This is a genomic window from Modestobacter sp. DSM 44400 (genome assembly GCF_900107175.1).
GTDB lineage: Bacteria > Actinomycetota > Actinomycetes > Mycobacteriales > Geodermatophilaceae > Modestobacter.
Genome location: NZ_FNOZ01000004.1, coordinates 26,652 through 49,231, shown reverse-complemented (window position 1 = coordinate 49,231; position 22,580 = coordinate 26,652). Strand labels below are relative to the sequence as shown.

The window sequence follows — 22,580 nt, the reverse complement described above, 5'->3', positions numbered from 1 at the left end:
CGCCGACAGCGGACGCGAGACGGCCCGGCTCCCGAGTGGGGAGCCGGGCCGTCGTGCGGTGCGGTGCTGGAACGGCCCCCTCGCAGGGGCCCAGCACGAGCTCGCGAGTGCTGGGGGCGAGGGGGTCCTTCTTCAGTGCGCGGCCTCGAAGGCCTCGACGACGCTGGCCGGGATGCGACCCCGGTCGCTGACCTCGTGGCCGTTCTTGCGGGCCCAGTCACGGATCGCGCCGGCCTGCTCACGGTCCATCCGGCCACCGCCGCCGGTGGCGCGGGAGCGACCGGCCCCCGAGGCCCGGGTGCCACGGCTGCTCACCTTGCGGGCCGCGGAGACGTACTTGCCGAGGACGTCGCGCATCTCCGAGGCGTTCTTCTCCGACAGGTCGATCTCGTACGTCGTCCCGTCGAGGGCGAAGGTGACCGTCTCGTCAGCGGAGATGCTGTCGTCGAGGTCGTCGCTCAGGATCACCTGGACCTTGCGTGCCATTGTCTGCTCACTCCTGTTGCTGCGGGGATGTGGACCGTGGGAATTGCATGCCCCCATGCGTCTCGGGACCATTGCACCACATGTTGCCGCAATTGTGCGAATTCGACCCGCTCGGCGGGGAGTCGCCCCCCGAGTGGGTGAGCTATTGGTGGAGCGGCCGCACCAGGGGGAACAGAATCGTCTCCCGGATGCCGAGTCCGGTGAGTGTCATCATCAAGCGGTCGATGCCCATCCCCATGCCACCGGTGGGTGGCATGCCGTACTCCAGTGCCTCGAGGAAGTCCTCGTCCAGCACCATGGCCTCCGGGTCACCCGCCGCGGCCAGCAGCGCCTGGGCCTGGAAACGCTCCCGCTGGACGACCGGGTCGACGAGCTCGGAGTAGGCGGTCGCGCGCTCGGTCCCGGCGATGTAGAGGTCCCACTTCTCCGCCACCCCGGGCACTGAGCGGTGCGCCCGGGTGAGCGGCGAGGTGTCCACCGGGTAGTCGATGACGAACGTGGGGCTCTGCAGCGTGTCCTGCACCAGCGTCTCGAAGAGCTCCTCCACGACCCTGCCCGGCAGCCAGGCCGGGTCCACGCCCACGTCGTGCCGCTCGGCCAGCGCCCGCAGCTGCTCCACCGGGGTCCGCGGGGTGACCTCCTCACCGACCGCCTCGGAGACCGCGGTGTAGAGCGGGACCTGCGGCCACTCCCCCGAGAGATCCAGTTCCGTGCCGTCGTGGTGGCGCGCCACGTGGTCGCCGAACAGCGCCGTGGAACACTCCTGGATGACTTCCTGCGTCAACCTGGCCATTCCCTGGTAATCCCAGTACGCGGCGTAGGCCTCCAGCATCGCGAACTCCGGGGAGTGCGTCGAGTCCGCTCCCTCGTTGCGGAAGTTGCGGTTCACCTCGAACACCCGGTCCAGTCCACCGACGATGCACCGCTTCAGGAACAGTTCCGGCGCAATGCGCAGGTAGAGATCCAGGTCGAACGCGTTCATGTGCGTGCGGAACGGCCGCGCCGCAGCACCGCCGTGCACGGTCTGCAACATCGGCGTCTCTACCTCGAGGAACTGCCGTGCGGCCAGCCCGGAACGGAGCGTGCGCATCACCGTGGCCCGCTGGTGCACCGTGCGGCGCGCCTCGTCGCGCACGATGAGGTCGACGTAACGGCGGCGGACCCGCAGCTCCTCGCTCATCGGCTTGTGCGCCACCGGCAGCGGCCGCAGTGCCTTGGCGGCCAACTGCCAGGAGTCGGCGAACACCGACAACTCTCCGCGCCGCGACGTCCCGACCGCGCCGGTGACCAGCACGTGGTCACCGAGGTCGACGTCGGACTTCCACTCGGCCAGCCGCTCGTCGCCGACCCGGTCGACCGAGAGCATGACCTGCAGTTCGGTGTCGCCCTCGCGCAGCGTCGCGAAGCACAGCTTGCCGGTGTTGCGCGAGAAGATCACCCGGCCGGTGACGCCGACCTGCGCACCGGTCAGCGTGTCCGGCTCTAGGTCGGGGTGGGTGGCCCGCACGTCGGCCAGCGAGGCCGTCCGCGCCACACCGACCGGGTAGGGGTCGACGCCGGCCTCCCGCAGCCGGTCCAGCTTGGCCCGGCGGACGCGCAGCTGCTCGGGGAGTTCGTCGTCGGGGGGGCCGGCGCTCTGGCCCGGCTCCGCGCCCTGGTCCGCTCCTCGCTCGTTCCTCGCTGCGATGCTCCCAGGGCTGTCGTCGGACGGGTGCGGTTCCTCAGTCATCGGCACGGAGACTACGGGCCGGTGCCGGGGCCGCTGTTCATCGATGGGACCCACCGCTGGACTGGTGCCGTTCGAACGCCAGCCGCAGTCCGTGCACGGTGAGGTCGGGCTCCCGCTCAGCGATGGTTCGGCAGCTGTCGACCACCAGCCGGTGCAGTCCGCCGGTGGCCACCACCAGCGGCGCGGTGCCGAACTGCTCCACCAGCTCGCCGGCAATCCGGCCGACCAGGCCGTCGACGAGCCCGGCGAAGCCCAGCACCAGGCCGGACTGCAGCGCGGCGACGGTGTTCTTGCCGATGGCCTGCGGGGGCACGGTCAGCTCCACCGAGCGCAGCTGAGCCGCCCGGTTGGCCAGCGCCTCCAGGCTGACCTCCACGCCCGGGGCCAGCGCCCCGCCGAGGAACTGGCCGGCCGGCCCGACGGCGTCGACGTTGGTCGAGGTGCCGAAGTCGACGACGACGACCGGCCGAGCACTGCCGGTGGAGTCGGTCCCGAAGAACTCGTGGGCGGCGAGCGCGGTGACCACCCGGTCGGCGCCGACCTCGCGCGGGTTGTCGACGTGCAGCGGGACCCCCGAGCGGACCCCGGGCCCGATCAACGTCACCGGGACGGCGAGCCGGTCCAGCAGCTGGCGCATCGCTGGCAGCAGCGCGGGCACGGTGGAGCAGGCCGACACCCCGGTGACCTCGGTGTCGCGGAGCAGGCCGCGCCAGAGCATGTGCAGCTCGTCGGTGGTGGCCCGCGGGGAGGTGGTGACCCGCCAGCAGTCGACCCGGCGCTCGCCGGCGAAGGTGGCCAGCACGGTCTGGCTGTTGCCGACATCCACGGTGAGCAGCACCGGTCAGTCCTGCCGCAGGTCTGAGATGCGCAGATCCAGGGCGAGGTCGAGGATCGGCGCGGAATGGGTGAGTGCCCCGACCGACAGGTGGTCGACGCCGGTCTCGGCGACCGCCCGGGCCACGGCGAGGGTCAGCCCGCCGGTGGCCTCGAGCTCCACGACGTCGCCCACCTCGGCGACCACGGCCCGCAGTTGGTCGGGCGTCATGTTGTCGCAGAGCAGGAAGTCCGCCCCGGCGTCGACCGCCTCGCGGGCCTGGGCCACCTCGTCCACCTCGACCTGCACCGCCACCTGGGGCGCCCGCTCGCGCACCAGCGCCACGGCGGCGGCCACGGACCCCGCGGCGGCGACGTGGTTGTCCTTGATCATCGCCACGTCGTACAGGCCCATGCGCTTGTTCGAGCCGCCGCCGCAGCGCACCGCGTACTTCTCCAGCGGGCGCAGTCCCGGGGTGGTCTTGCGGGTGTCCAGCACGATCGCGCCCGTGCCGGCGACGGCGTCCACCCAGGCACGGGTGGCGGTGGCGATGCCGCTGGCCCGGCTGGCGATGTTCAGCGCGCTCCGCTCGGCGGCCAGCAGGGCCCGCACCGGGCCGGTGACGGTGAGCAGGACGTCGCCGCGCCCGACCCGGTCGCCGTCGGCCGCCACGGCGGTCAGCGTGGCGTCGGGCGCCAGTCGGACGATCACCCGGGCGGCCAGCGGCAGGCCGGCCACTACACCGGGAGCGCGCGCGACCAGGTCCGCGGTGCCGACCTGGTCGGCCGGGATGGTCGCCGCGCTCGTCACGTCCAGCGCGACCGCTGCCGCCGGGTCGGCCGGCAGCGGCGTGCCGCCGGTGAGGTCCTCGGCCAGGGTGCGCTCGACCAGCGTGATCACCCACGCCTCGTCCAGCCCGGTGCCGGTCAGGGAGGTCGGATCCGCGGTGCTTTCCGGGTTCCCGCTCACCAGGTCACCGCCACCGGCTCGTCCACCGGGCGGCGGGTCAGCCCGACGCACCCCGCGGCGTCCAGCCGGACGTCCAGGTGCACCCGCCAGGCGTCCTCGGCGTCGGGGTGGTCCTCCCGCCAGTGGCACCCCCGGGTCTCGCGCCGCTCGACGGCCGCCGCGGTCAACGCCGTTGCCACGGTGAGCAGGTCGGTCGCCTCCCAGCCGGCCACACCTGGGGCGACGTCTCCGCTCCAGCCGGCGAGCCCGCCCAGCCGGACGGTCGCCTCTGCCAGGCCCGCGCCGGTGCGCAGCGCGCCCACCGAGGCCGACATGGTGGCGGTGAGCTCGCTGCGCACGGCCGGGTCCAGCAGCCCGACCGGCACGGCCGGCCCCGGGACGGCGGCCGACAGCACCGGCAGGTCGCGGGCCAGCGCCGCGCCGATGCGCCCGGCGAAGACCAGCCCCTCCAGCAGGGAGTTCGAGGCCAGCCGGTTGGCGCCGTGCACGCCGGTGCAGGCGACCTCGCCGCAGGCGTACAGCCCGGGGACCGTGGTGCGCCCGGCGAGGTCGGTGGCCAGCCCGCCGGAGGCGTAGTGCGCGGCCGGGGTGACCGGGACCAGCTCGGTGACCGGGTCGATGCCGGCCTCCCGACAGCGGGCGATGATCATCGGAAAGCGCTCGGCCAGGCCGGAAACCTCGCGGGCGTCGAGCCAGACGTGGTCGATTCCGTCGCGCAGCTGTACCCGGGTGATGGCCTTGGCGACCACGTCCCGGGGGGCCAGCTCGGCCAGCGGGTGCACGCCGGTCATGAACCGCTCCCCCGCGGCGTCCCGGAGCACCGCGCCCTCACCGCGCAGCGCCTCGGAGACCAGCGGCTGCTGGCCGCCAACGTCGGGCCCCAGGTAGAGGGCGGTGGGGTGGAACTGGACGAACTCCAGGTCGGTGGCGACCGCGCCGGCGCGCAGGCCGAGCGCCACGCCATCGCCGGTGGAGACCGACGGGTTCGTCGTCGCGGCGTACACCTGGCCCATACCGCCGGTGGCCAGCACGACGGCGCGGGCCCGGACGGCGCCGACGCCGTCCGCACTGCCCTCCCCCAGTACGTGCAGCGTGACGCCCGCCGCCCGGCCGGCGGCATCGGTGAGCAGGTCGAGGACCATCGCGTGCTCGACCAGCGTGATGCCACAGGCGGCGACCGCCTCGCGCAGCGTTCGCTGCACCTCCGCGCCGGTCGCGTCGCCGCCGGCGTGCACGATCCGGTCGGTGGAGTGCCCGCCTTCCCGGGTGAGCAGCAGGGCACCGGCGTCGTCCCGGTCGAAGGCCGCGCCCCAGCTGATCAGCTGGTGCAGCCGCTGGGGGCCCTCGGTGACCAGGGCGTGTACGGCCGCGGGGTCGCACAGCCCGACACCGGCCACCTCGGTGTCCCGGGCGTGCGCGGCCGAGGTGTCGGCGGCGCCCAGCACGGCGGCGATGCCACCCTGCGCCCAGCGGGTGGACCCGTCGTCCACCTGCACCTTGGTGACCACGGCAACCGACAGTCCGGCCGCCCGGGCGCGGAGGGCCACGCAGAGCCCGGCGACGCCGGAGCCGACGACGCAGGCGTCGGCGGTCAGCTCCCAACCCGGTGTCGGAGCGGCCAGGCGCACCGGCAGCCCGGTGCAAGGAGCCGCCGCCAGCGTCGTCACCGCGGCTCTACGACGTCGCCGCGGACCTGCCCGAGCACGCCCGGGGACGGCGCCGCCGGGTCGGCGCCCAGCTCGACGATGCGATTGTCGCCGTCGACGTGCACCACCCGCGGCAGGTAGCTCTTCGCCTCGGACTCGTCCATCTGCCCGTAGCTGATCATGATCACCAGGTCGCCGGGGTGCACCAGGTGCGCGGCGGCGCCGTTGATGCCGATCACGCCGCTGCCCCGCTCGCCGGGGATGACGTACGTCTCCAGCCGGGCGCCATTGGTGACGTCGACGATCGCCACCTGCTCACCGGACAGCAGGTCCGCAGCGTCGAGCAAATCCTCGTCGATGGTCACCGACCCGACGTAGTGCAGGTCGGCCTGGGTGACCGTCGCCCGGTGGATCTTGGACTTGAGCATCGTGCGCATCATTCGGGGCTCCCCAGCTCGGAGTCGTGCAGCGTCAGGGCGAGGTTGTCGATGAGTCGGGTGCTGCCGGCGCGTACGGCGACCAGCAGCCGGGCGGGTCCGGCGGACGGCGCCGGGCCCAGGTCGGGGTCGGTCAGTTCCAGGTAGTCCGGCACCAGCTCGGGGGTGCCGGCCAACACTTCCCGGGCTGCGGTCAGGACGGCGTCAGCGCCGCGCGGCCCGGCGTGGGCGCCGGCGCGCAGGGCAGCCGAGATCGCGGCCGCGGCCGAGCGCTCCGCGGGTGAGAGGTAGCGGTTGCGGGAGGACAGTGCCATGCCGTCGTCCTCGCGCACGGTCGGGACGCCGACCACCTCCACGCCCAGCGCGAGCTCCCGGGACATCGCCCGGACCAGCGTCAGCTGCTGGTAATCCTTCTCACCGAAGACGGCGACGTCCGGGCGGACCAGGCCGAACAGCTTCGCGACCACGGTGAGCACGCCGGCGAAGTGGCCTGGCCGGACGGCGCCCTCCAGCACCGACCCCAGCAGGCCCGGGTGCACCGTGACCCCGAGGGAGCCCGGCGGGTAGATGTCGTCCAGGCCGGGGTGGAACACCAGGTCGGCGCCCGCGGCGGCCAGCGCGGCCAGGTCGCCGTCCCAGGTGCGGGGATAGCGGTCGAAGTCCTCACCGGGCGCGAACTGCGTCGGGTTCACGAAGACCGAGACCACGACGCTGCCCCCGCGGGCCTTCGCCGCCCGGACGAGGCTGCGGTGCCCCTCGTGCAGGGCGCCCATCGTGGGCACCAGCACGACGGGTGCAGGGAGCTGGGCGCGCAGCTCGCGCAGTTCGTCGACGGTCTCGGCCACGGCCGGAGCGTGCAGGATGCCGGTCACCGGGCCGCCTGGGAGGCGTTCCGCAGCAACTCCAGCAGCGGCGCACCCTCCTGGGCACGCAGCCGACCGGTGGCCAGCGCGCGCTCGGTGGTGCGCTGGGCCATCGCCACATAGGCCGGGACGGCGTCCGGCGCGCGGTCGGCAAGGGTCTCCAGGTGGTCGCGAACGGTGCCGGCATCCCCGCGGCTGACCGGCCCGGTGAGCGCCCGGTCACCGCGGCGGAGCCCGTTGTCCAGTGCGGCAGACAGCAGCGGGCCCAGCACGCGGGCCGGGTTCTCGACCCCCGCGGTGCGCAGCAGGTCCGCGGCCTCGGAGACCAGCGTGACCAGGTGGTTGGCGCCGGTGACCAGCGCGGCGTGGTAGAGGCGTCGGTCGGCCTCGGCCAGCCAGAACGGCTCCCCGCCCATCTCCAACACGAGCGCCTCGGCGACGACCCGGTGCTCGGGGTGGCTGCTGACGCCGAAGGGCGCCGCGACCAGCCGGGCGACGTCCTCCGGGCCACCAGAGAAGGTCATCGCCGGGTGCAGCGCCAGGCAGAGGACGCCGGCCCGCTCGGCCGGCGCGAGCACGGCGAGGCCGTGGGCGCCGGAGGTGTGGAAGGCCAGCTGGCCGCGGCGCCAGGCGCCGGTCTCGGCCAGCCCGGTGACGAGCCCGGCGAGGGTGTCGTCGGGAACGGCCAGCACGACCAGGTCGCTGACGGCGACGACCTCGTCGGCGGGCAGCAGCGGCACGCCGGGCAGCAACCGGGCGGCGCGGTCGGCGGAGGCGGTGGACAGGCCGGCGGCGGCGACCACGTCGTGGCCGGCGGCGGCGAGGGCCGCACCCAGCACGGAGCCGACCCGGCCGGCACCGATGACGCCGACGCGGAGCCGGGCGGGGGCCGCGGCGGCCGGGGGCAGCCCGGCGGGCAGGGGACGATCAGGCATCCCGTTGCACCTCTCGTTCCAGTCCCTCGCGGGTACCGGACTCGGGTAAGCCGGCCCACGTCGTCGTGGACCGGAGCAGGTCGTGCGGTTGGCGCTCCCCCTGCTGCAACCACCCGGCCGGACGCCGTCCGCCACGGGTGTGTCACGCAGGTGACACGCCAGTGGCAAGTGTGGAACCAGCTCCCCGCGGCTGCAACGTCCCAGGGTTGTGTCCTGACTCACCCGGGCGCGCCGTCGGCCGCCCGACGGCGCCGGTTACCTTGTGCCCGCCGGCACCACGGCCGGCAGGAGCGGAGGCAACCGGTGGGCTCGTTCGAGGGACGCACTGCACTGGTCACCGGCGCCAGCCGGGGCATCGGGCTGGCGATCGCACAGGCGCTGGTGGACCGGGGGGCGCGCGTGGTCGTCACCGCCCGCAAGCCCGAGGCGCTCGCCGAGGCGGTCGAGGCCCTGGGCGGCCCGGAGAAGGCTGTCGCCGTGGCGGGCAACGCCGCGGACGCCGAGCACCGCGCCGAGGCCGTCCGAACCGCCGTCGAGGTCTTCGGCTCCCTGGACGTGCTGGTCGGCAACGTCGGGATCAACCCGGTGTACGGCCCGCTGATGGACGCTCCGCTGGACGCCGTCTCGAAGATCATGGACACCAACGTCGTCGCAAGCCTGGGGCTGGTGCAGGCCGCCTGGCGGGCCTGGATGTCCGAGCACGGCGGTTCGGTGCTGATCGTCGCCTCGGTCGCCGGGCTGAAGTCCAGCGAGGGGATCGCGGCCTACGGCGTCAGCAAGGCCGCGCTGATCAACCTGACCACCCAGTTGGCGGTCGAGCTGGGCCCGAGGGTCCGGGTGAATGCCGTGGCCCCGGCGGTCGTGAAGACCCGCTTCGCCGAGGCGCTGTTCACCGGCCGCGAGGACGCGCTGGCCCGGCAGTACCCGGCCGGCCGGCTGGGCACCCCGGAGGACATCGGCGAGGCCGCGGCCTACCTGCTGGGTGACGGCGCCAGCTGGGTGACCGGCCAGACGCTCACCCTGGACGGCGGCGCGCTGGCCCGCGGGCCCATCTGAGGAAGGACCTCGTTCCTCCCCACGACCCGCTCCGCGCGCCGCGGGTCCCGGGAACGAGGCCGTCCAGTACGCCCGGCTAGTTCCGGCCGAGCACCCGGGCAGGGAGGTCGTCGCGGTCGGCCAGGTCCGGTGAGCCGGCCCAGCCCCAGGACGGCGGCTCCTCCGCTGCCGGATCCGCCCGCTTCCACGCCGGCTCCTCCGGTGCCCACGCGGGGGTCTCCTCGGCCGTCCAGGACGACTCGACGACCGGCGCGGGGTCCGGCGGCAGGACCGGCGGGGCGTCGGCCACCCGACGGTCGTCCTCGGGCTCGGCGGCGCGACGGTGCCGGCGGGGCGCCTGCCCGTCGTCCAGGCCGATCCGGTGCCGGTTCTGCCGGGGCGCCGGCGGCGGGGGGCCGCCGGGCGCAGCCGCTGCGGCTGCGGCTTGCGCTGCGGAGTGGGTACCGGGGCCAGCGTGTCCCGGGCGACCAGCGACCGGTCGGCCAGCCACTCGATCGGCGACTTCGGCGGATAGGCGACCAGCCGGACCGGCTCGTCGTCCCCAGTGCCGGTCCGCTGCCTCCCCCTCGGCGCGGCATTCGGCCGGTCGTCGGCCCGCTCGAGGCGCGAGCTCCCCCCGGGGGTCGCCTCCCACGTGGTGGTGCTCCACCGCTCGCCGTCGGTGGTGCGGCCGTCCAGCACGCGCGGATCGTCGCCTGGTCGGCGCGGCGGCCCCCCGGGACGGCGACGGGACCAGCGGTGCTGCCGTCCCGACGACCTGCCACAGGGCCTAGCTAACGGGGCGGAGCGCCCGCGCCCGGGTTGCCGCCGCAGCTCCGCGACCCGCTGCCCCCGGGGGCCGGGCCGCCCGTCCGCGGTCGTGACAGGGTGACCGGATGACGCTGTCCCTGCTCGACTGGCGCCGCCAGGTGTTCACGCTCTACGCCGGGGCGCGGGCTGCCGCCGACCCCGAGAAGGGCTGGCAGGCCTGGCGCTCCGGGCGCGACGCCCTGGCCGGCGACCATCCCGACTCACCGTTGGACGACGCTGCGCGCGCAGCCTTCACCGGCCTCCCGATGGCGCCCTACGACCCCTCACTGCGCTTCGTCGCCGCGGTCGACACCGACGTGGCACCGTTGCGGCTGCAGCTGCCGACCGCCGACGACGGCGTGGTCGCGATGGACCGGCTGGGCCGGGTGACGCTGGGCGAGCTCGGCCGCCTGGACGTCTGGTGGCTCGGCGGCTACGGCGGCGGGGTGTTCCTGCCGCTGCGCGATGGCAGCGCCGGGACGACGACCTACGGCGGCGGGCGCTACCTGCTCGACACCATCAAAGGCGCCGATCTGGGCGGGGACGGCGGTCGCCTGGTGGTCGACCTCAACTTCGCCTACCACCCGTCGTGCACCTACGACCCGCGCTGGTCCTGCCCGCTGGCCCAGGAGGGCAACCGGATCGACGCAGTGGTCGACGCCGGGGAGCAGCTGCCTCCCGGCGGCTGGTACTGACCCCGCCCGACGGATCGCGGAGCCCCACCTGACGAATCGCGGAGCCATTCGTCAGGTGGGGCCGCAGGCCCACTCCGAAGTGCTCGTCAGCACGGCGCAGCCGTTCCGGTCCGACACCGGTGGTGGATGGATCAGCCTTGGGCGAGGGCCCCGTCGGAGCTGAAGACCAGGCCGATGGAGACGTCGCCCTGCTGGATCGCGGTCTTGGTCAGCGGGCCACCGGTGTCGGTCGGCGTGAAGCCGGCGAACTGCAGGCCGTAGGTGTCTTCCAACCCGGGCTGACAGAACGGCCGGGTCGGGCACTCGGTCGGACCGGCCAGGGTCAGCGACCCGTCACCGCAGGCGTCGGCCAGCTCGGAGAGCGTGCTGATGTCCAGCTGGTCGGCGAACGCCTTCGTGACGGCGAAGGCGTTCTGGTCGGTGGCCTCGGACGGCGTCCCGAAGACCAGGCCGACCTTGTCCGCCAGCGGCTCGAGTGCGGCCACCGTGGCGTCCACGTCACCGGAGGCGACGGGCTCGGCGTCGGGGCCGTTGACCTCGGGCTGCTTGTTGATGAACTCGGTCACCGTGGAGAGGTACTCCGGGAACACCTGGATCTCCCCGCGTTCGAGCGCCGGCAGGTACAGCTCCCGGTTGCCGACGCCCTGCACGGTGGCGTCGAAGCCGGCGGCGTCGAGCACGTCGGCGTAGACGTTGGCCAGGACCAGGGACTCGGTGAACGTCGAGGTGCCGCCCACGACGATCGGCCCGCTACCGCCGGAGACCCCCGGGGCCAGGCCCTTGTCGGCCACGTAGGCCGCCGCGACGTCCTCGGCGCTCTGCCGCTGCACGTCGACCGCGGCGTTCATCCGCACGAGGTCGTCGGTGGTGAGCACCTCGGAGACCTTGTTGAGGGTGGGCAGCAGCGCCGGGTTGGCCGCAGCCGCGGCAGCGTTGACTGCCGGGATGACGTTGTCGGCGTTCTGCAGGTGCTGGTCGTCGTCCAGGACGACCAGTTGGTCCCCGGCGACCGGGACGCAAGCGTCGCCCGAGGCGGAGCCGTTGGCGGCAGCCCCGCCGGTGCCGGAGGAACCGGAGTCCCCGCAGGCGGCAGTCGCCAGTACCGCGGTGAGGGCCAGGGGGGTGAGGAGGGTTCGGGCACGCAACCGCATGGGGCTCGCCTTCTGTGTCCCGTGCAACCGTCGGACGGCGGCACGCGTGTCTGGCGGGAGGTGTCCCGCGGGGCCCAACTGAACCTGGGGAACAGCCGCTACGCAACCGAGATGGCCAGGCGTTCCCGATCCGTTACCGGAGGCTCACAGCGGGGCGACTCCGACAGCCCGGTGATCTGGCCCGGCGGCCGGGGCGGAACGCCCGTGGAGGACGGGCAACCGCTTCTCCCCCGGACTCAGTGCCCAGGACGCGACGGAGAGCACGAGTTCGGTCAGCACCGCGAGGGCGGCCACCAGGATCGCGCCGGCCAGCACGACCCCGTAGTCCTGCTGGCCGAACCCGAGGTTGATGATCCGGCCCAGCCCACCGCCGGCCACCAGCGCCGCCAGCGTCGCGGTCGCCACCACCTGCACCGCCGCCGTGCGCACGCCGGTCATGAGCAGCGGCGCGGCGAGCGGCAACTCGGCCTGCACGATCACCTGGCGTTCGCTGAGCCCCATCGCCCGCGAAGCCTCGACGACATCCCGGTCGACCCCGCGGAAGCCCACGTAGGTGTTGGTCAGGATGGGCGGGATGGCGAACACGGCCAGCGCGATCGTCGTCGCCCTGGGGCCGAAGCCGATCGGGGTGACCGCGAAGAGGGTGAGCAGCGCCAGCGTCGGTACTGCCCGCGAGACGTTGGACAGCGCCACCGGAAACCCGCCGCCGCGCCCGGTGTGACCCAGCAGCACCCCGATCGGGATGGCGATGACCATGGCCGCCAGCACGGCGACCGCCGAGATGGTCACGTGCTGGACGAGCAGGTCCAGGATGCCGTTGGCCCGGGTCCAGTTGAACGGGTCGTTGAGGTAGACGACCGCCCCCTGCCACACCCTCATGCCGCGGCCCGCCGGCTCCACGGCGTCAGCAGCCGTTCCACGCCGGCCAACAGCAGATCGGCCAGCAACGCGAGCAGCACGCAGCCGACCGAGCCGGTGACGATCTCGGCCCGGTAGAAGTTCGCGGCGAAGCCCCCCGTGATCAACTGCCCGAGCCCGCCATGGCCGACGATCACGCCCACGGTGACCAACGCGACGGTGGAGACGGTGGCGATCCGCAGTCCGGCCATCATCGAGGGCAGCGCGAGCGGCAGGTCGACCTGCCACAACAGGCGGCCGGGCCCGTAACCCATCCCCCGCGCGGCCTCCCGGACGTCGGCCGGCACCGCCTGCAGGCCGGCCAGGAAGTTGCGCACCAGGATCACCAGCGAGTACAGCACCAGCCCGATCAGCACCGTCGTCGCCGACAACCGGGTGATCGGGGCCAGGAAGGCGAACATCGCCAGGGACGGGATCGTGTAGATCAGCGTCGACAGCCCGAGAACCGGACCGGCGAGGTAGCGGCTGCGCCGCGCCAGCAGCGCCAACGGCAGCGCGATGAGGGCTCCCAGGACGACCGCGCCGACGGTCAGGCGGACATGCTCACCGAGCAACCCCACAATGGTGTGCCAGTTCCGCGTCACGTACGACGGGTCGAACCACGGGTTCGGCGCCGCATCCACCGCGAGCACGCCGTCGCTCGCCGCGCTCAGCACCGGGCGTTTCCCAGGGAGGCCACACCGTGGACGCTAACCCGCCCGCAGGACACCGCACCACCGCGTCGGGTTCCTCCGGCGCGGAGGAGATCCGGCTGGATGGCGTCAGCAAGACCTACCCCGACGGCACGATCGGCGTCCGGGAGTTGGACCTCACCTTCGCCGCGGGCGAGCTCAGCGTGCTGGTCGGCCCGTCCGGCTGCGGCAAGACCACCACCATGAAGATGATCAACCGGATCATCGAGCCGACCACGGGGCGCATCCTGCTCGGCGAGGACGACGTGACCCGGGTGGACCCGGTGCAGCTGCGCCGGCGGATCGGCTACGTCATCCAGAACGTCGGCCTGTTCCCGCACCAGAGCGTCCGCCGCAACGTGGCGACGGTGCCGCGCCTGGTGGGCTGGGACAAGAAGCGCACCCAGGACCGGGTCGAGGAGCTGCTCACCCTGGTCGGGCTGGACCCGGCCACCTTCGGCGACCGCTACCCGCATCAGCTCTCCGGCGGGCAGCGCCAGCGCGCGGGGGTCGCCCGGGCCCTGGCCGCCGACCCCGCGGTGCTGTTGATGGACGAGCCGTTCTCAGCCGTCGACCCGGTGGTGCGGGAGCGGTTGCAGACGGAGTTCCTGCGCCTGCAGGACACGGTGCGCAAGACGATCGTGTTCGTCACCCACGACATCGAGGAGGCCGTGCGGCTCGGCGACCGGATCGCCGTGATGAGCGAGGGCGGCACCGTCGAGCAGTTCGCGCCGCCCGCCGACCTGCTGGGCACCCCGGCGACGCCGTTCGTGGCCGACTTCGTCGGCGCCGACCGCGGGCTCAAGCGGCTGGCCGTCACCGGCATCGACCCCGACGACCTCGAGCACCCGCCGGTGGCGCACGTGGACGACGGCCTGGCCGACGTCCGAGCCTCGATGGAACGGGCCGGCGCCCGGTGGGCCGTCGTCCTGGACGACCAGCAGCATCTGCACGGCTGGATCTCCGCCGACCGCGCCGCCGGGGCGGGCACCGTGTACGGGGCCGGCAAGCGGATGGAGGCCTGGGTCCCGGTGGACGCGAGCCTGAAGGCGGCGTTCTCGACCATGCTGCAGCTGGAGGCCGGCTGGGTCGCGGTGCTCGACGGCGACCGGTTCCTCGGCGTCCTCACCCCGGCCTCGCTGCACGCGGCGCTGCGCCGCTCGGTGGACGGCACCGTCCCCGAGATCGCCGGCGCGGTGTGAGGCCTCCGTCCTCCCGCCGTCGACGGCCAAAGTGGCCACTTCGGCGGGTCAGGCGCGGGCGGTGCCGCTCTCCTCGTCTCGATCGGGTGGGACCTTGCAGACGTGCTCCAGCCACAGCGCCGCGGCGACCAGGGCGACGGACAGTACGACCCCCAGCACGCCGGTGACGGTGTCCCCGGGGGCCGCCGCGAGCCGGTCCAGGGCGGGGACGGTGTGCAGGAGCAGCCCCGCCCAGCAGCCGGCGAACACGGCCCCCACGTAGGCGCTGGCCTGGGCGAGCACGGCCAGCCGGGCAACCAGCATCGGCTCGACCGGGCGGGCGGCGGCCACCGGCGAGGGACGGCCGGGGCGCGGCCGGTGTTCGCGCTCGGCGGCCAGCCGAACAGCCAGGGTGCGCGCGCCGAGCACCTCGGCCAGAGCCAGGACGCCGAGCGGCACCGGCAGCCACCAGTCCATCTTCGGCAGCAGCTGGTACCCGACCCGCACCAGCAGCCATGCCCCCAGCGCGAGCCCGACGGCGACCACCAGCAGGTCGCGGCGCCGCACCGGGGTCATGCCAGTTGCTCCCAGCGCGCGACGGCGGCGACGTCCGCGGGCGGCAGGGCGGAGACCAGGTCGGCCACCCGCCCGTGGCCGGGCAGCACCGCGCGTGGGTCGAGGGACAGCCACGGCACCAGCACGAACGCGCGCTCGGCGGCCCGCGGGTGCGGAAGGGTCAACTCGGGGGCGTCGGAGAGCACCGGGGTCCCGTCGTCCGCGCTGACGGTCACCACGTCGACGTCCAGGGTGCGCGGGCCGAAGCGGATCTCGCGGGTGCGCCCGGCCGCCTGCTCCAGCTCGTGGGCGAGGGCCAGCCAGCCGGCGGCGTCCCGGTCGCCGCGGACGACGGCGATCGCGTTGAGGTAGGGCGGCTGCTCGACCGGACCCCACGGCGGCGTCTCGTAGAGCGTCGAGCCGGCCACCAGGCCGGAACCGGTGAGGGCGACCAGGGCCCCGCGCAGGTTGCCCACCCGGTCGCCGAGGTTGCCGCCGAGTGACAGCACCGCCCGGCTCATCGGACCCGCCCTAGGGGCCCGCCGGCCCCCTTCGGAGGCTCCCCCGAGCTCGTGAGGGGAGAGGGGAAGGGGGTCCTTTCGGAGTCGTGGGGAGGGGTGGGTTCCTTCTGTCGCCGGATCGCGACGGTGACGTCCGCGGCCGGGACGCCGAGGTCCACCTCCGGCTTGTGCACGGTGATCTCCACCGCCTGCACCAGCGGGTAGGCCAGGCAGACGTCAGCCAGCCGCTGCGCCAGGGTCTCGATGAGGTCGACCGGGTCGCTGGTGAGCACCGCGTGCAGCCGCTGGGACAGCTCGGCGTAGTTGACGGTGCGGGTGAGGTCGTCGGTGGCGGCCGCCGGGGCGGTGTCCAGCTCGAGAACGGCGTCGGCCCGGAAGGTCTGCCCGTGCTCGCGCTCGGCGGGGTAGACGCCGTGGTGGCCGTGGCCGGTGAGCCCGTGCACGGTGATCCGGTCCGGAACCGTGCGGCGGAGCCGCTCCGCTCCGGCACCGAAGGTGGGTCGGTCAGGCACGGGGCTGCCCCGTTCCGCGGCGGGCGGCCTGTACGGCGCCGACGGTGCGCACGGCGTCGACAGAGGCGGCCGCGTCATGCACCCGCACGCCCCACGCCCCGGCCTGGGCGGCCAGCACGGTGGTGGCCAGCGTGGCGGCCTCCCGGCCGTCCGCGGGCCGTGGCGTGCCGTCCGCGTCGGCCAGCAGGCGGCCGAGGAAGCCCTTGCGCGAGGCGCCGACCAGCACCGGCAGCCCGATCGCGACCAGCCGGTCCAGGCCGGCGAGCAGCGACCAGTTGTGCACCGACCGCTTGGCGAAGCCGAGCCCCGGGTCGAGCACCAGCTGCTCGGGGGCGACCCCGGCGGCCACGACGTCCTCCACTCGGGCGGTCAGCTCTGCGGCGATCTCGGTGACCACGTCGCCGTAGCGGGCCGCGGCATACATCTCCCGGCTGTGGCCGCGCCAGTGCATCAGCACCCACGGCACCCCGGCGTCGGCGACCAGCGGCGCCATCCCGGCGTCGGCCAGGCCGCCGCTGACGTCGTTGACCAGGACGGCGCCGGCCTCCAGCGCGGCAGCGGCGACCTCGGCCCGGGTGGTGTCGACGCTGACCCGGACCCCGGCGGCGGCCAGCTCACGGACGACCGGCACCACGCGCCGGCACTCCTCTGCAGCGTCGACCCGGTCGGCGCCGGGGCGAGTGGACTCCCCCCCGACGTCGACGTAGTCCGCGCCGGCGGCGTGCATCGCCAGTCCGTGCGCGACCGCGGCGCCGCGGTCGGCGAAGCAGCCGCCGTCGGAGAAGGAGTCGGGGGTGACGTTCAGGACGCCCATCACCACGCAGTGCCCGGGCCGCGGGAGGGTGGCGCTCATGGCCTCATCGCCGATGGCTCGACTCCGGGCTCGCTCCACTGCTCGCTCGACGACGCAGGTCGCCTCCGCGGTCGCTCCGCTCCTCGCTCGACGACGCAGGTCGCCTCCGCGGTCGCTCCGCTCCTCGCTCGCTGACGCTCGCTGCGATGCTCACGCCCTGTCGGCTCCGGGCATCTCGCTGCGAGGCTCACGACCCCGTCGCCTTCACGAACGGCCCAGGATGAGGCTCATCGCCTCGGCCCGGGTGGCCGGGTTGTCCCGGAACATCCCCCGCACCGCGGAGGTCATCGTCCGCGACCCGGGCTTGCGGATGCCCCGCATCGCCATGCACAGGTGCTCGGCCTCGATCACCACGATCACGCCCCGCGGCTTGAGCCCCTCGAACAGTGAGTCGGCGATCTGCCGGGTCATCCGCTCCTGGACCTGCGGCCGCCGGGCGTAGACGTCGACCAGCCGGGCCAGCTTGGACAGACCGGTCACCCGCCCGTCGGCCCCGGGGATGTAGCCGACGTGCGCCATGCCGTGGAAAGGGACCAGGTGGTGTTCGCAGGTCGAGTACATCGGGATGTCCTTGACCAGCACGAGCTCGTCGTGGTCCTCGTCGAACGTCGTCGAGAGGATCTCGTCCGCGTCCTGGCCAAGGCCGGCGAAGGTCTCGGCGTAGGCGCGGGCGACCCGGGCCGGGGTGTCCTGCAGCCCCGGGCGGTCGGGGTCCTCCCCGACCGCCAGGAGCAGCTCGCGGACGGCGGCCTCGGCCCGCGCCTGGTCGACCTCGAACCGCCCCCCGCTGGTACCGGCGGTCACCGGCCCGGTGCGGGTGCGCCGACGTCGCCGACCGGGATCGAGTCGCCGTGCACCTGCCCGTTGCCGTTCCCGTTGCTGCGGGCGAGCTCGCCCGGGGTGAGCACCGGCGGACGCTGCGACGGCGTCCGCTTGCCGAAGCCGTTGTACGGCGCCAGTGCGGGGCGCTTGTCGACACCGCCGGCGATCCGGGCGATGTCGTCCTTGGACAACGTCTCCTTCTCGATCAGCTCGAGCACGAGGGCGTCCAGCACATCCCGGTGGGTGACCAGGATCTCCCAGGCCTCGTCGTGCGCGGCCTCGATCAGCGCCCGCACCTCGGCGTCGATGTCGGCGGCGACGGCCTCGGAGTAGCCCGGCCGCGAGCCCATGTCCCGGCCGAGGAACGGCTCGGCGTCGGTGCTGCCGTACTTCACCGCGCCGAGTTTGGCGCTCATGCCGTACTGGGTGACCATCGAGCGGGCCATGCCGGTGGCCTTCTCGATGTCGTCGCCGGCACCGGTGGTGGGCTCGTGGTACACGAGCTCCTCGGCGGCCCGCCCACCCAGCATGTACGCCAGCGTGTCGATCATCTCCGACCGCGTCTGGGTGTACTTGTCCTCCATCGGCAGCACCAGCGTGTGCCCGAGCGAGCGCCCGCGCGGCAGGATCGTCACCTTGTGCACCGGGTCCAGGTTGGGCAGGGCGTGCGCCACCAACGCGTGCCCGCCCTCGTGGTAGGCGGTGACCTTCTTCTCCTTGTCGCTCATCGCCCGCGTCTTGCGCTCCGGGCCGGACAGCACGCGGTCGATGGCCTCCTCGAGGGTGGCGTCAGTGATCACCGTGCCGTTGTGCCGGGCCGTCAGCAACGCCGCCTCGTTGAGCACGTTGGCCAGATCGGCACCGGTGAACCCAGGCGTACGCCGGGCAACGGTCGCCAGGTCGACGTCGGGGGCCAGCGGCTTACCGGTGGCGTGCACCTTCAGGACGGCGGTGCGGCCGAGCAGGTCGGGGCGGTCGACGGCGATCTGCCGGTCGAAGCGGCCCGGGCGCAGCAGCGCCGGGTCCAGGATGTCCGGCCGGTTCGTGGCGGCGATCATGATCACTCCGCCGCGGACGTCGAAGCCGTCCATCTCGACCAGCATCTGGTTCAGCGTCTGCTCACGCTCGTCGTGGCCGCCACCCATGCCGGCGCCGCGGTGCCGGCCGACGGCGTCGATCTCGTCGATGAAGATGATTGCCGGGGCGTTGGTCTTGGCCTGCTCGAACAGGTCGCGCACCCGGCTGGCGCCGACGCCGACGAACATCTCGACGAAGTCCGAGCCGGAGATCGCGTAGAACGGCACACCGGCCTCGCCGGCGACCGCCCGGGCCAGCAGTGTCTTGCCGGTTCCGGGAGGACCGAACAGCAGCACGCCCTTGGGGATCTTCGCGCCGATCGCCTGATATTTCACGGGGTTCTGCAGGAAGTCCTTGATCTCCTGCAGTTCCTCGATGGCCTCGTCGGCACCGGCGACATCGGCGAACGTCGTCTTGGGGGTGTCCTTGCTGACCACTTTGGCCTTGGACTTGCCGAAGGCCATCACGCCCCGGCCGCCGCCCTGCATCGAGTTGAACAGCCAGAACAGCAGCAGCAGCAGGATGACGAAGGGCAGGAAGCTCACCAGCACGCTGACCAGGAGGTTGTCCTGGGTGACGTTGGTGTCGAAGTCGACCCGCGAGCTGCCGTCGCCACGCACCAGGTCGAACACCCGGTCCGAGGCGCCGATCGGGTAGGCGGCCGTGATCTTCGTGCTGCCGTTGACCGCGGACTCCAGGTCCAGGTCGAGGGTCTGTTCCTTGTCGTTGATGGTCGCCTTCGCGACGTTGCCGTCGTCGAACTGGGCCAGCGCCGTCGACGTCGGAACTGTGTCGTACCCATCGTTGCCCCGTAGGAAGGTGGAGGCGACGAACGCCAGCACAACGACGAGGGCGACCCAGAACCAGGCCGAACGGACGATCTTCTTACGCTCCATACACCGATGCCGGGCGATCCGGGACTCCCCGGCCGCCCGTCGACCCTCCTGATCGTCGGGGACGCCGCGCGACCCGGTGGGCACCCCGCCGCGGGGGCGACGTCGTTGCCACGAAGGTACACCGGGGACCCTGTGCCCCCGCCGTCCTCACTGCTGGCCCCGTCCAGGGCACCGCCCTGAGCTTGCGAAGGGTGGAAGGACAGTGTTCTTCTTCAGCCGGAGTAGACCTCCGGCTTGAGCGTGGCGATGTAGGGCAGGTCGCGGTAACGCTCGGCGAAGTCCAGGCCGTAGCCGACGACGAACTCGTTGGGGATGTCGAACCCGACGTACTTCACCGGGACCTCGACCTGGACCGCGTCGGGCTTGCGCAGCAGGGCGCAGACCTCGAGGGAGGCCGGCCGCCGGCCACCCAGATTCTTCAGCAGCCAGGACAAGGTCAGACCGGAGTCGATGATGTCCTCAAGCACCAGAACGTGCTTGTCGGAGATGTCCCGGTCGAGGTCCTTGAGGATGCGCACCACCCCGGAGGAGCTGGTGCCCGACCCGTAGGAAGAGACCGCCATGAACTCCATCTGGGTGGGCAGCTGCAGCGCCCGGGCGAAGTCGGACATGAACAGCACCGCGCCCTTGAGGACGCCGACGAGCAGCACCTCGCGGCCGGCGTAGTCGGTGGCGATGGTGGTGGCCAGCTCGCCGATCTTGGCCTGGATCTGCTCCTCGGACAGCAGCACGTGGTCGATGTCCGGGCCGTAGCCGTGGTCGGGGCCGAGTGGGCCCTTCACGTTGTCGGCGGTGGCGGGCTCGGTCACGGCTCGGACTCCTCGGGGAGGTCGGGGGCAAGGGGTCGGCCGGCGGTGCCGGGCGGCTGCAGGACCAGCCTGCCAGACGCCCGGACGACGCCCGCACCGCCGGGTAGGTCCACCCGGCCCTGGCCGTGCCAGCGGGTGAGCAGCTCGTCGACGCCCCGTAGGTGGACCCACTGCAGGTCCACCACGCCCGCCCCGGTCAGCCAGCCGCGGAGCACCCGGCGGCGCAGCGCGTCGGGCAGCGCGGTCATCCGCGCAGCCGGGAGTCCGCCGTCCCCGTCCAGCGCGACCAGTTCTGCCGCCGCCAGAGCGTCCAGGGCGTCGAGGTCCTCGCGCAGTAGGCCGGCGGTGCGGGCCAGGGCCGGGGCGACCCCTCCGCCGAGCACCTCCTCCAGCAGCGGCAGGACCTCGGTGCGCAACCGGACCCGGGTATAGGTGGGGTCGGTGTTCCACGGGTCGTCCCAGACCGGGAGATCCTGGTCGGCGCACGCCTGCCGGGTGGTGGCACGGCGCACCCCGAGCAGCGGGCGCCACCACGTCGCCCCAGCGGCAGTGCGGTTCTCGACCATGCCGGCCACCGACCGCGGGCCCGACCCGCGGCCCAGCCCGAGCAGCACGGTCTCGGCCTGGTCGTCGAGGGTGTGCCCCAGGGCGACCCGGGCGCCGTGCTGCTCGGCCACCGCGGCCAGGGCGGCGGAGCGGGCGGTGCGGGCGGCGGCCTCCGGGCCCCCCTCCTCCCCCACCGTCACCGGGACGGCGAGCACCGGGTCCAGACCCAGCCCGCGCAGCAGCACCGCGGTGCCGGCCGCCCGCTCGGCGGAGCCGGGCTGCAGGCCGTGGTCGACGGTCACCCCACCGGCACGCACTCCGGCCGCGCGTGCCTCGAAGGCCACGGCGGCGGCGAGCGCGACGGAGTCCGCTCCGCCGCTGCAGGCCACGAGCACCGGCTGCGCCGGGTACCGCAGCCCACCCCGAACGGCGTGCCGGACCATGGCGACCGCCCGGGGCGGACCGACCACCGGCGGCCGGCTCAGGCGGGGATGGCCGGGCGGGTGCCCAGCACCCGCTCGACCCAGCGGTCCGGCTCGGTCAGCTCGTCCTTCAACGGCAGGTTCGCCGGACCGGCCCAGACCTGGTTGAACCCGTCCATGCCGGCCAGCTCGACGGCGCCGGCCACGAAGACCCGGCCGTCGGCGTACTGCTGCATCTTCTGCTCCAGCCCGAGCAGGCGGCGCAACACCCGGTCGATCGGGCCCCGGCCCTTGCGCCGCTGGGCGAACCGCTTGCGCAGGGTGCGCACCGAGGGGACGACGTCCGGGCCGACGCCGTCCATGACGAACTCGGCGTGCCCCTCGACCAGGCTCATCACCGCGGTGACCCGGTCCAGCACCGCCCGCTGCTCGGGGTCGCGGACCAGCGCCATCAGGCCCTGCGGGGCGTCCTCGTCTTCGGGGGCGCCGCGCACGGCGGCGCCCAGGCTGCGGACGACGTCGGTGAGCCGGTCGCGCAGCACGTCGACGTCGAGATCGGTGGCCTCGACGAACTCCTGGATCTGCCGCTCGAGGTAGGGCTGCAGCCAGGGGACGGCGGTGAACTGCAGCTGATGGGTGACCTCGTGCAGGCACACCCAGAGCCGGAAGTCGCTCGGGTCGACGCCCAGCTTGCGCTCGGTCTCCACGATGTTGGGTGCTACCAGCAGCAGCCGGCCGCCACTGCCGAAGACCTCGTACTGGCCGAGCACGCGGGAGGAGAGGAACGCCAGCAGGCCGCCGGCCTGCACCCCGGTGGCGCGCGAACCGATGGCGGCGACCAGCGGATTGGTCGGCTTGTCCTGCTTGGCCTGCAGCGCCGCCGCGAGCGGGTCGAGCAGCGCGGCCATGCCGCTGGTGTTGGCGTCGACCCAGCCGGGCCGGTCGACCACGGCGACGGTCGGCTCGGGGCCGCCGAAGACGGGGTGCAGTCCGGTAAGTGCCTCGACATGCGCGACGGCGGTGGCGGCGGCCTGGTGCAGCTCGGCGACGACCGCGGCGGCCTCCTCCCGGGTGGTCTCCGGGCCGGGACCCTGCAGCCGGCGGGCGGTGCGTTCGGCGAGGTTCCAGTCGACCAGCGAGGCGGGGCGGCTCATCGACCCACCTCCGGTGCAGGAGCGGAACGGCTGCGCCGTGCTGTCGAGCACGTCATCGGCTCACCGTACGCGG

At 73.7% G+C, this 22,580-nt stretch carries 24 protein-coding genes; 3 read left to right on the top strand and 21 right to left on the bottom strand.

The features are described from left to right. Positions 1-132 precede the first annotated feature (132 nt). From BLW04_RS04475 to BLW04_RS04440, 8 genes are all read right to left on the bottom strand, one after another. Positions 133-486, bottom strand: a complete 354-nt coding sequence (locus BLW04_RS04475; protein ID WP_091537584.1) for a histone-like nucleoid-structuring protein Lsr2 — start codon at positions 484-486, stop codon at positions 133-135. A gap of 142 nt (positions 487-628) precedes the next feature. After that, complete coding sequence (gene lysS, locus BLW04_RS04470) at positions 629-2,215, bottom strand: lysine--tRNA ligase (RefSeq protein ID WP_091537685.1); 1,587 nt, start codon at positions 2,213-2,215, stop codon at positions 629-631. A 37-nt stretch (positions 2,216-2,252) separates the two neighbouring features. Beyond that, positions 2,253-3,053, bottom strand: a complete 801-nt coding sequence (locus BLW04_RS04465) for a type III pantothenate kinase (RefSeq protein ID WP_091537583.1) — start codon at positions 3,051-3,053, stop codon at positions 2,253-2,255. Positions 3,054-3,056: 3 nt separating this feature from the next. Continuing rightward, positions 3,057-3,998, bottom strand: a complete 942-nt coding sequence (gene nadC, locus BLW04_RS04460) for a carboxylating nicotinate-nucleotide diphosphorylase (protein WP_254781050.1) — start codon at positions 3,996-3,998, stop codon at positions 3,057-3,059. Next, the gene (locus BLW04_RS04455) at positions 3,995-5,665 is read right to left on the bottom strand and encodes an L-aspartate oxidase (RefSeq protein WP_091537582.1); all 1,671 of its coding nucleotides are present in this window, start codon (positions 5,663-5,665) and stop codon (positions 3,995-3,997) included. Before BLW04_RS04455 ends, nadC begins: the two co-directional genes overlap by 4 nt. Next, positions 5,662-6,084 (bottom strand): aspartate 1-decarboxylase, encoded by a 423-nt coding sequence (panD, locus tag BLW04_RS04450; RefSeq protein WP_091537581.1) that lies wholly within the window; start codon positions 6,082-6,084, stop codon positions 5,662-5,664. The genes BLW04_RS04455 and panD overlap by 4 nt, the downstream gene beginning before the upstream one ends. After that, entirely contained in the window at positions 6,081-6,926 is an 846-nt protein-coding gene (panC, locus tag BLW04_RS04445) for a pantoate--beta-alanine ligase (protein WP_254781049.1), read from the bottom strand. The genes panD and panC overlap by 4 nt, the downstream gene beginning before the upstream one ends. 23 nt (positions 6,927-6,949) lie before the next feature. Beyond that, a complete protein-coding gene (locus tag BLW04_RS04440) occupies positions 6,950-7,879 on the bottom strand; it encodes a Rossmann-like and DUF2520 domain-containing protein (RefSeq protein WP_091537580.1) in 930 nt (309 codons plus the stop codon). A 303-nt stretch (positions 7,880-8,182) separates the two neighbouring features. On the opposite strand from BLW04_RS04440, the gene BLW04_RS04435 reads away from it, so the two are divergent. Beyond that, entirely contained in the window at positions 8,183-8,935 is a 753-nt protein-coding gene (locus tag BLW04_RS04435) for an SDR family oxidoreductase (RefSeq protein ID WP_091537579.1), read from the top strand. A gap of 76 nt (positions 8,936-9,011) precedes the next feature. Here the strand turns inward: BLW04_RS04435 and BLW04_RS04430 are convergent, their stop codons facing one another. Further along, on the bottom strand, positions 9,012-9,224 hold the full coding sequence (locus BLW04_RS04430) for a hypothetical protein (RefSeq protein ID WP_091537578.1): 213 nt from the start codon (positions 9,222-9,224) through the stop codon (positions 9,012-9,014). Between the two features lie 586 nt (positions 9,225-9,810). Between BLW04_RS04430 and BLW04_RS04425 the strand changes: the two genes are divergently transcribed. Further along, on the top strand, positions 9,811-10,419 hold the full coding sequence (locus BLW04_RS04425; RefSeq protein WP_091537577.1) for a DUF1684 domain-containing protein: 609 nt from the start codon (positions 9,811-9,813) through the stop codon (positions 10,417-10,419). Between the two features lie 131 nt (positions 10,420-10,550). Here BLW04_RS04425 and BLW04_RS04420 read toward each other — a convergent pair whose 3' ends face one another. The 3 genes from BLW04_RS04420 to BLW04_RS04410 form a co-directional block, all read right to left on the bottom strand. Next, positions 10,551-11,570, bottom strand: coding sequence for a glycine betaine ABC transporter substrate-binding protein (locus BLW04_RS04420; RefSeq protein WP_091537576.1), 1,020 nt, complete (start codon positions 11,568-11,570; stop codon positions 10,551-10,553). 144 nt (positions 11,571-11,714) lie between these two features. Beyond that, the gene (locus BLW04_RS04415; RefSeq protein WP_091537682.1) at positions 11,715-12,449 is read right to left on the bottom strand and encodes an ABC transporter permease; all 735 of its coding nucleotides are present in this window, start codon (positions 12,447-12,449) and stop codon (positions 11,715-11,717) included. Next, the gene (locus BLW04_RS04410; protein ID WP_091537575.1) at positions 12,446-13,144 is read right to left on the bottom strand and encodes an ABC transporter permease; all 699 of its coding nucleotides are present in this window, start codon (positions 13,142-13,144) and stop codon (positions 12,446-12,448) included. Before BLW04_RS04410 ends, BLW04_RS04415 begins: the two co-directional genes overlap by 4 nt. Positions 13,145-13,170: 26 nt before the next feature. On the opposite strand from BLW04_RS04410, the gene BLW04_RS04405 reads away from it, so the two are divergent. Continuing rightward, positions 13,171-14,361: an ABC transporter ATP-binding protein gene (locus BLW04_RS04405; protein WP_217630836.1), complete on the top strand. Its 1,191-nt coding sequence runs from the start codon at positions 13,171-13,173 to the stop codon at positions 14,359-14,361. A gap of 48 nt (positions 14,362-14,409) precedes the next feature. On the opposite strand, the gene BLW04_RS04400 is transcribed toward BLW04_RS04405, so the two are convergent. From BLW04_RS04400 to BLW04_RS04360, 9 genes are all read right to left on the bottom strand, one after another. After that, positions 14,410-14,916, bottom strand: a complete 507-nt coding sequence (locus tag BLW04_RS04400) for a DUF3180 domain-containing protein (protein ID WP_091537574.1) — start codon at positions 14,914-14,916, stop codon at positions 14,410-14,412. After that, positions 14,913-15,416: a 2-amino-4-hydroxy-6-hydroxymethyldihydropteridine diphosphokinase gene (gene folK / locus BLW04_RS04395; RefSeq protein WP_091537573.1), complete on the bottom strand. Its 504-nt coding sequence runs from the start codon at positions 15,414-15,416 to the stop codon at positions 14,913-14,915. Before folK ends, BLW04_RS04400 begins: the two co-directional genes overlap by 4 nt. Then, entirely contained in the window at positions 15,413-15,928 is a 516-nt protein-coding gene (gene folB, locus BLW04_RS04390; protein WP_254781048.1) for a dihydroneopterin aldolase, read from the bottom strand. The genes folK and folB overlap by 4 nt, the downstream gene beginning before the upstream one ends. Beyond that, positions 15,921-16,781, bottom strand: a complete 861-nt coding sequence (folP, locus tag BLW04_RS04385; protein ID WP_091537571.1) for a dihydropteroate synthase — start codon at positions 16,779-16,781, stop codon at positions 15,921-15,923. The genes folB and folP overlap by 8 nt, the downstream gene beginning before the upstream one ends. Before the next feature lie 204 nt (positions 16,782-16,985). Continuing rightward, a complete protein-coding gene (folE, locus tag BLW04_RS04380) occupies positions 16,986-17,585 on the bottom strand; it encodes a GTP cyclohydrolase I FolE (protein ID WP_091537570.1) in 600 nt (199 codons plus the stop codon). Further along, positions 17,582-19,576: an ATP-dependent zinc metalloprotease FtsH gene (ftsH, locus tag BLW04_RS04375; protein WP_091537569.1), complete on the bottom strand. Its 1,995-nt coding sequence runs from the start codon at positions 19,574-19,576 to the stop codon at positions 17,582-17,584. The genes folE and ftsH overlap by 4 nt, the downstream gene beginning before the upstream one ends. Before the next feature lie 212 nt (positions 19,577-19,788). Then, positions 19,789-20,385, bottom strand: coding sequence for a hypoxanthine phosphoribosyltransferase (hpt, locus tag BLW04_RS04370; protein ID WP_371327769.1), 597 nt, complete (start codon positions 20,383-20,385; stop codon positions 19,789-19,791). Next, complete coding sequence (gene tilS / locus BLW04_RS04365) at positions 20,382-21,401, bottom strand: tRNA lysidine(34) synthetase TilS (protein WP_217630835.1); 1,020 nt, start codon at positions 21,399-21,401, stop codon at positions 20,382-20,384. The genes hpt and tilS overlap by 4 nt, the downstream gene beginning before the upstream one ends. An 11-nt stretch (positions 21,402-21,412) precedes the next feature. Next, positions 21,413-22,507, bottom strand: a complete 1,095-nt coding sequence (locus tag BLW04_RS04360) for a zinc-dependent metalloprotease (RefSeq protein ID WP_091537678.1) — start codon at positions 22,505-22,507, stop codon at positions 21,413-21,415. Positions 22,508-22,580 lie beyond the last annotated feature (73 nt).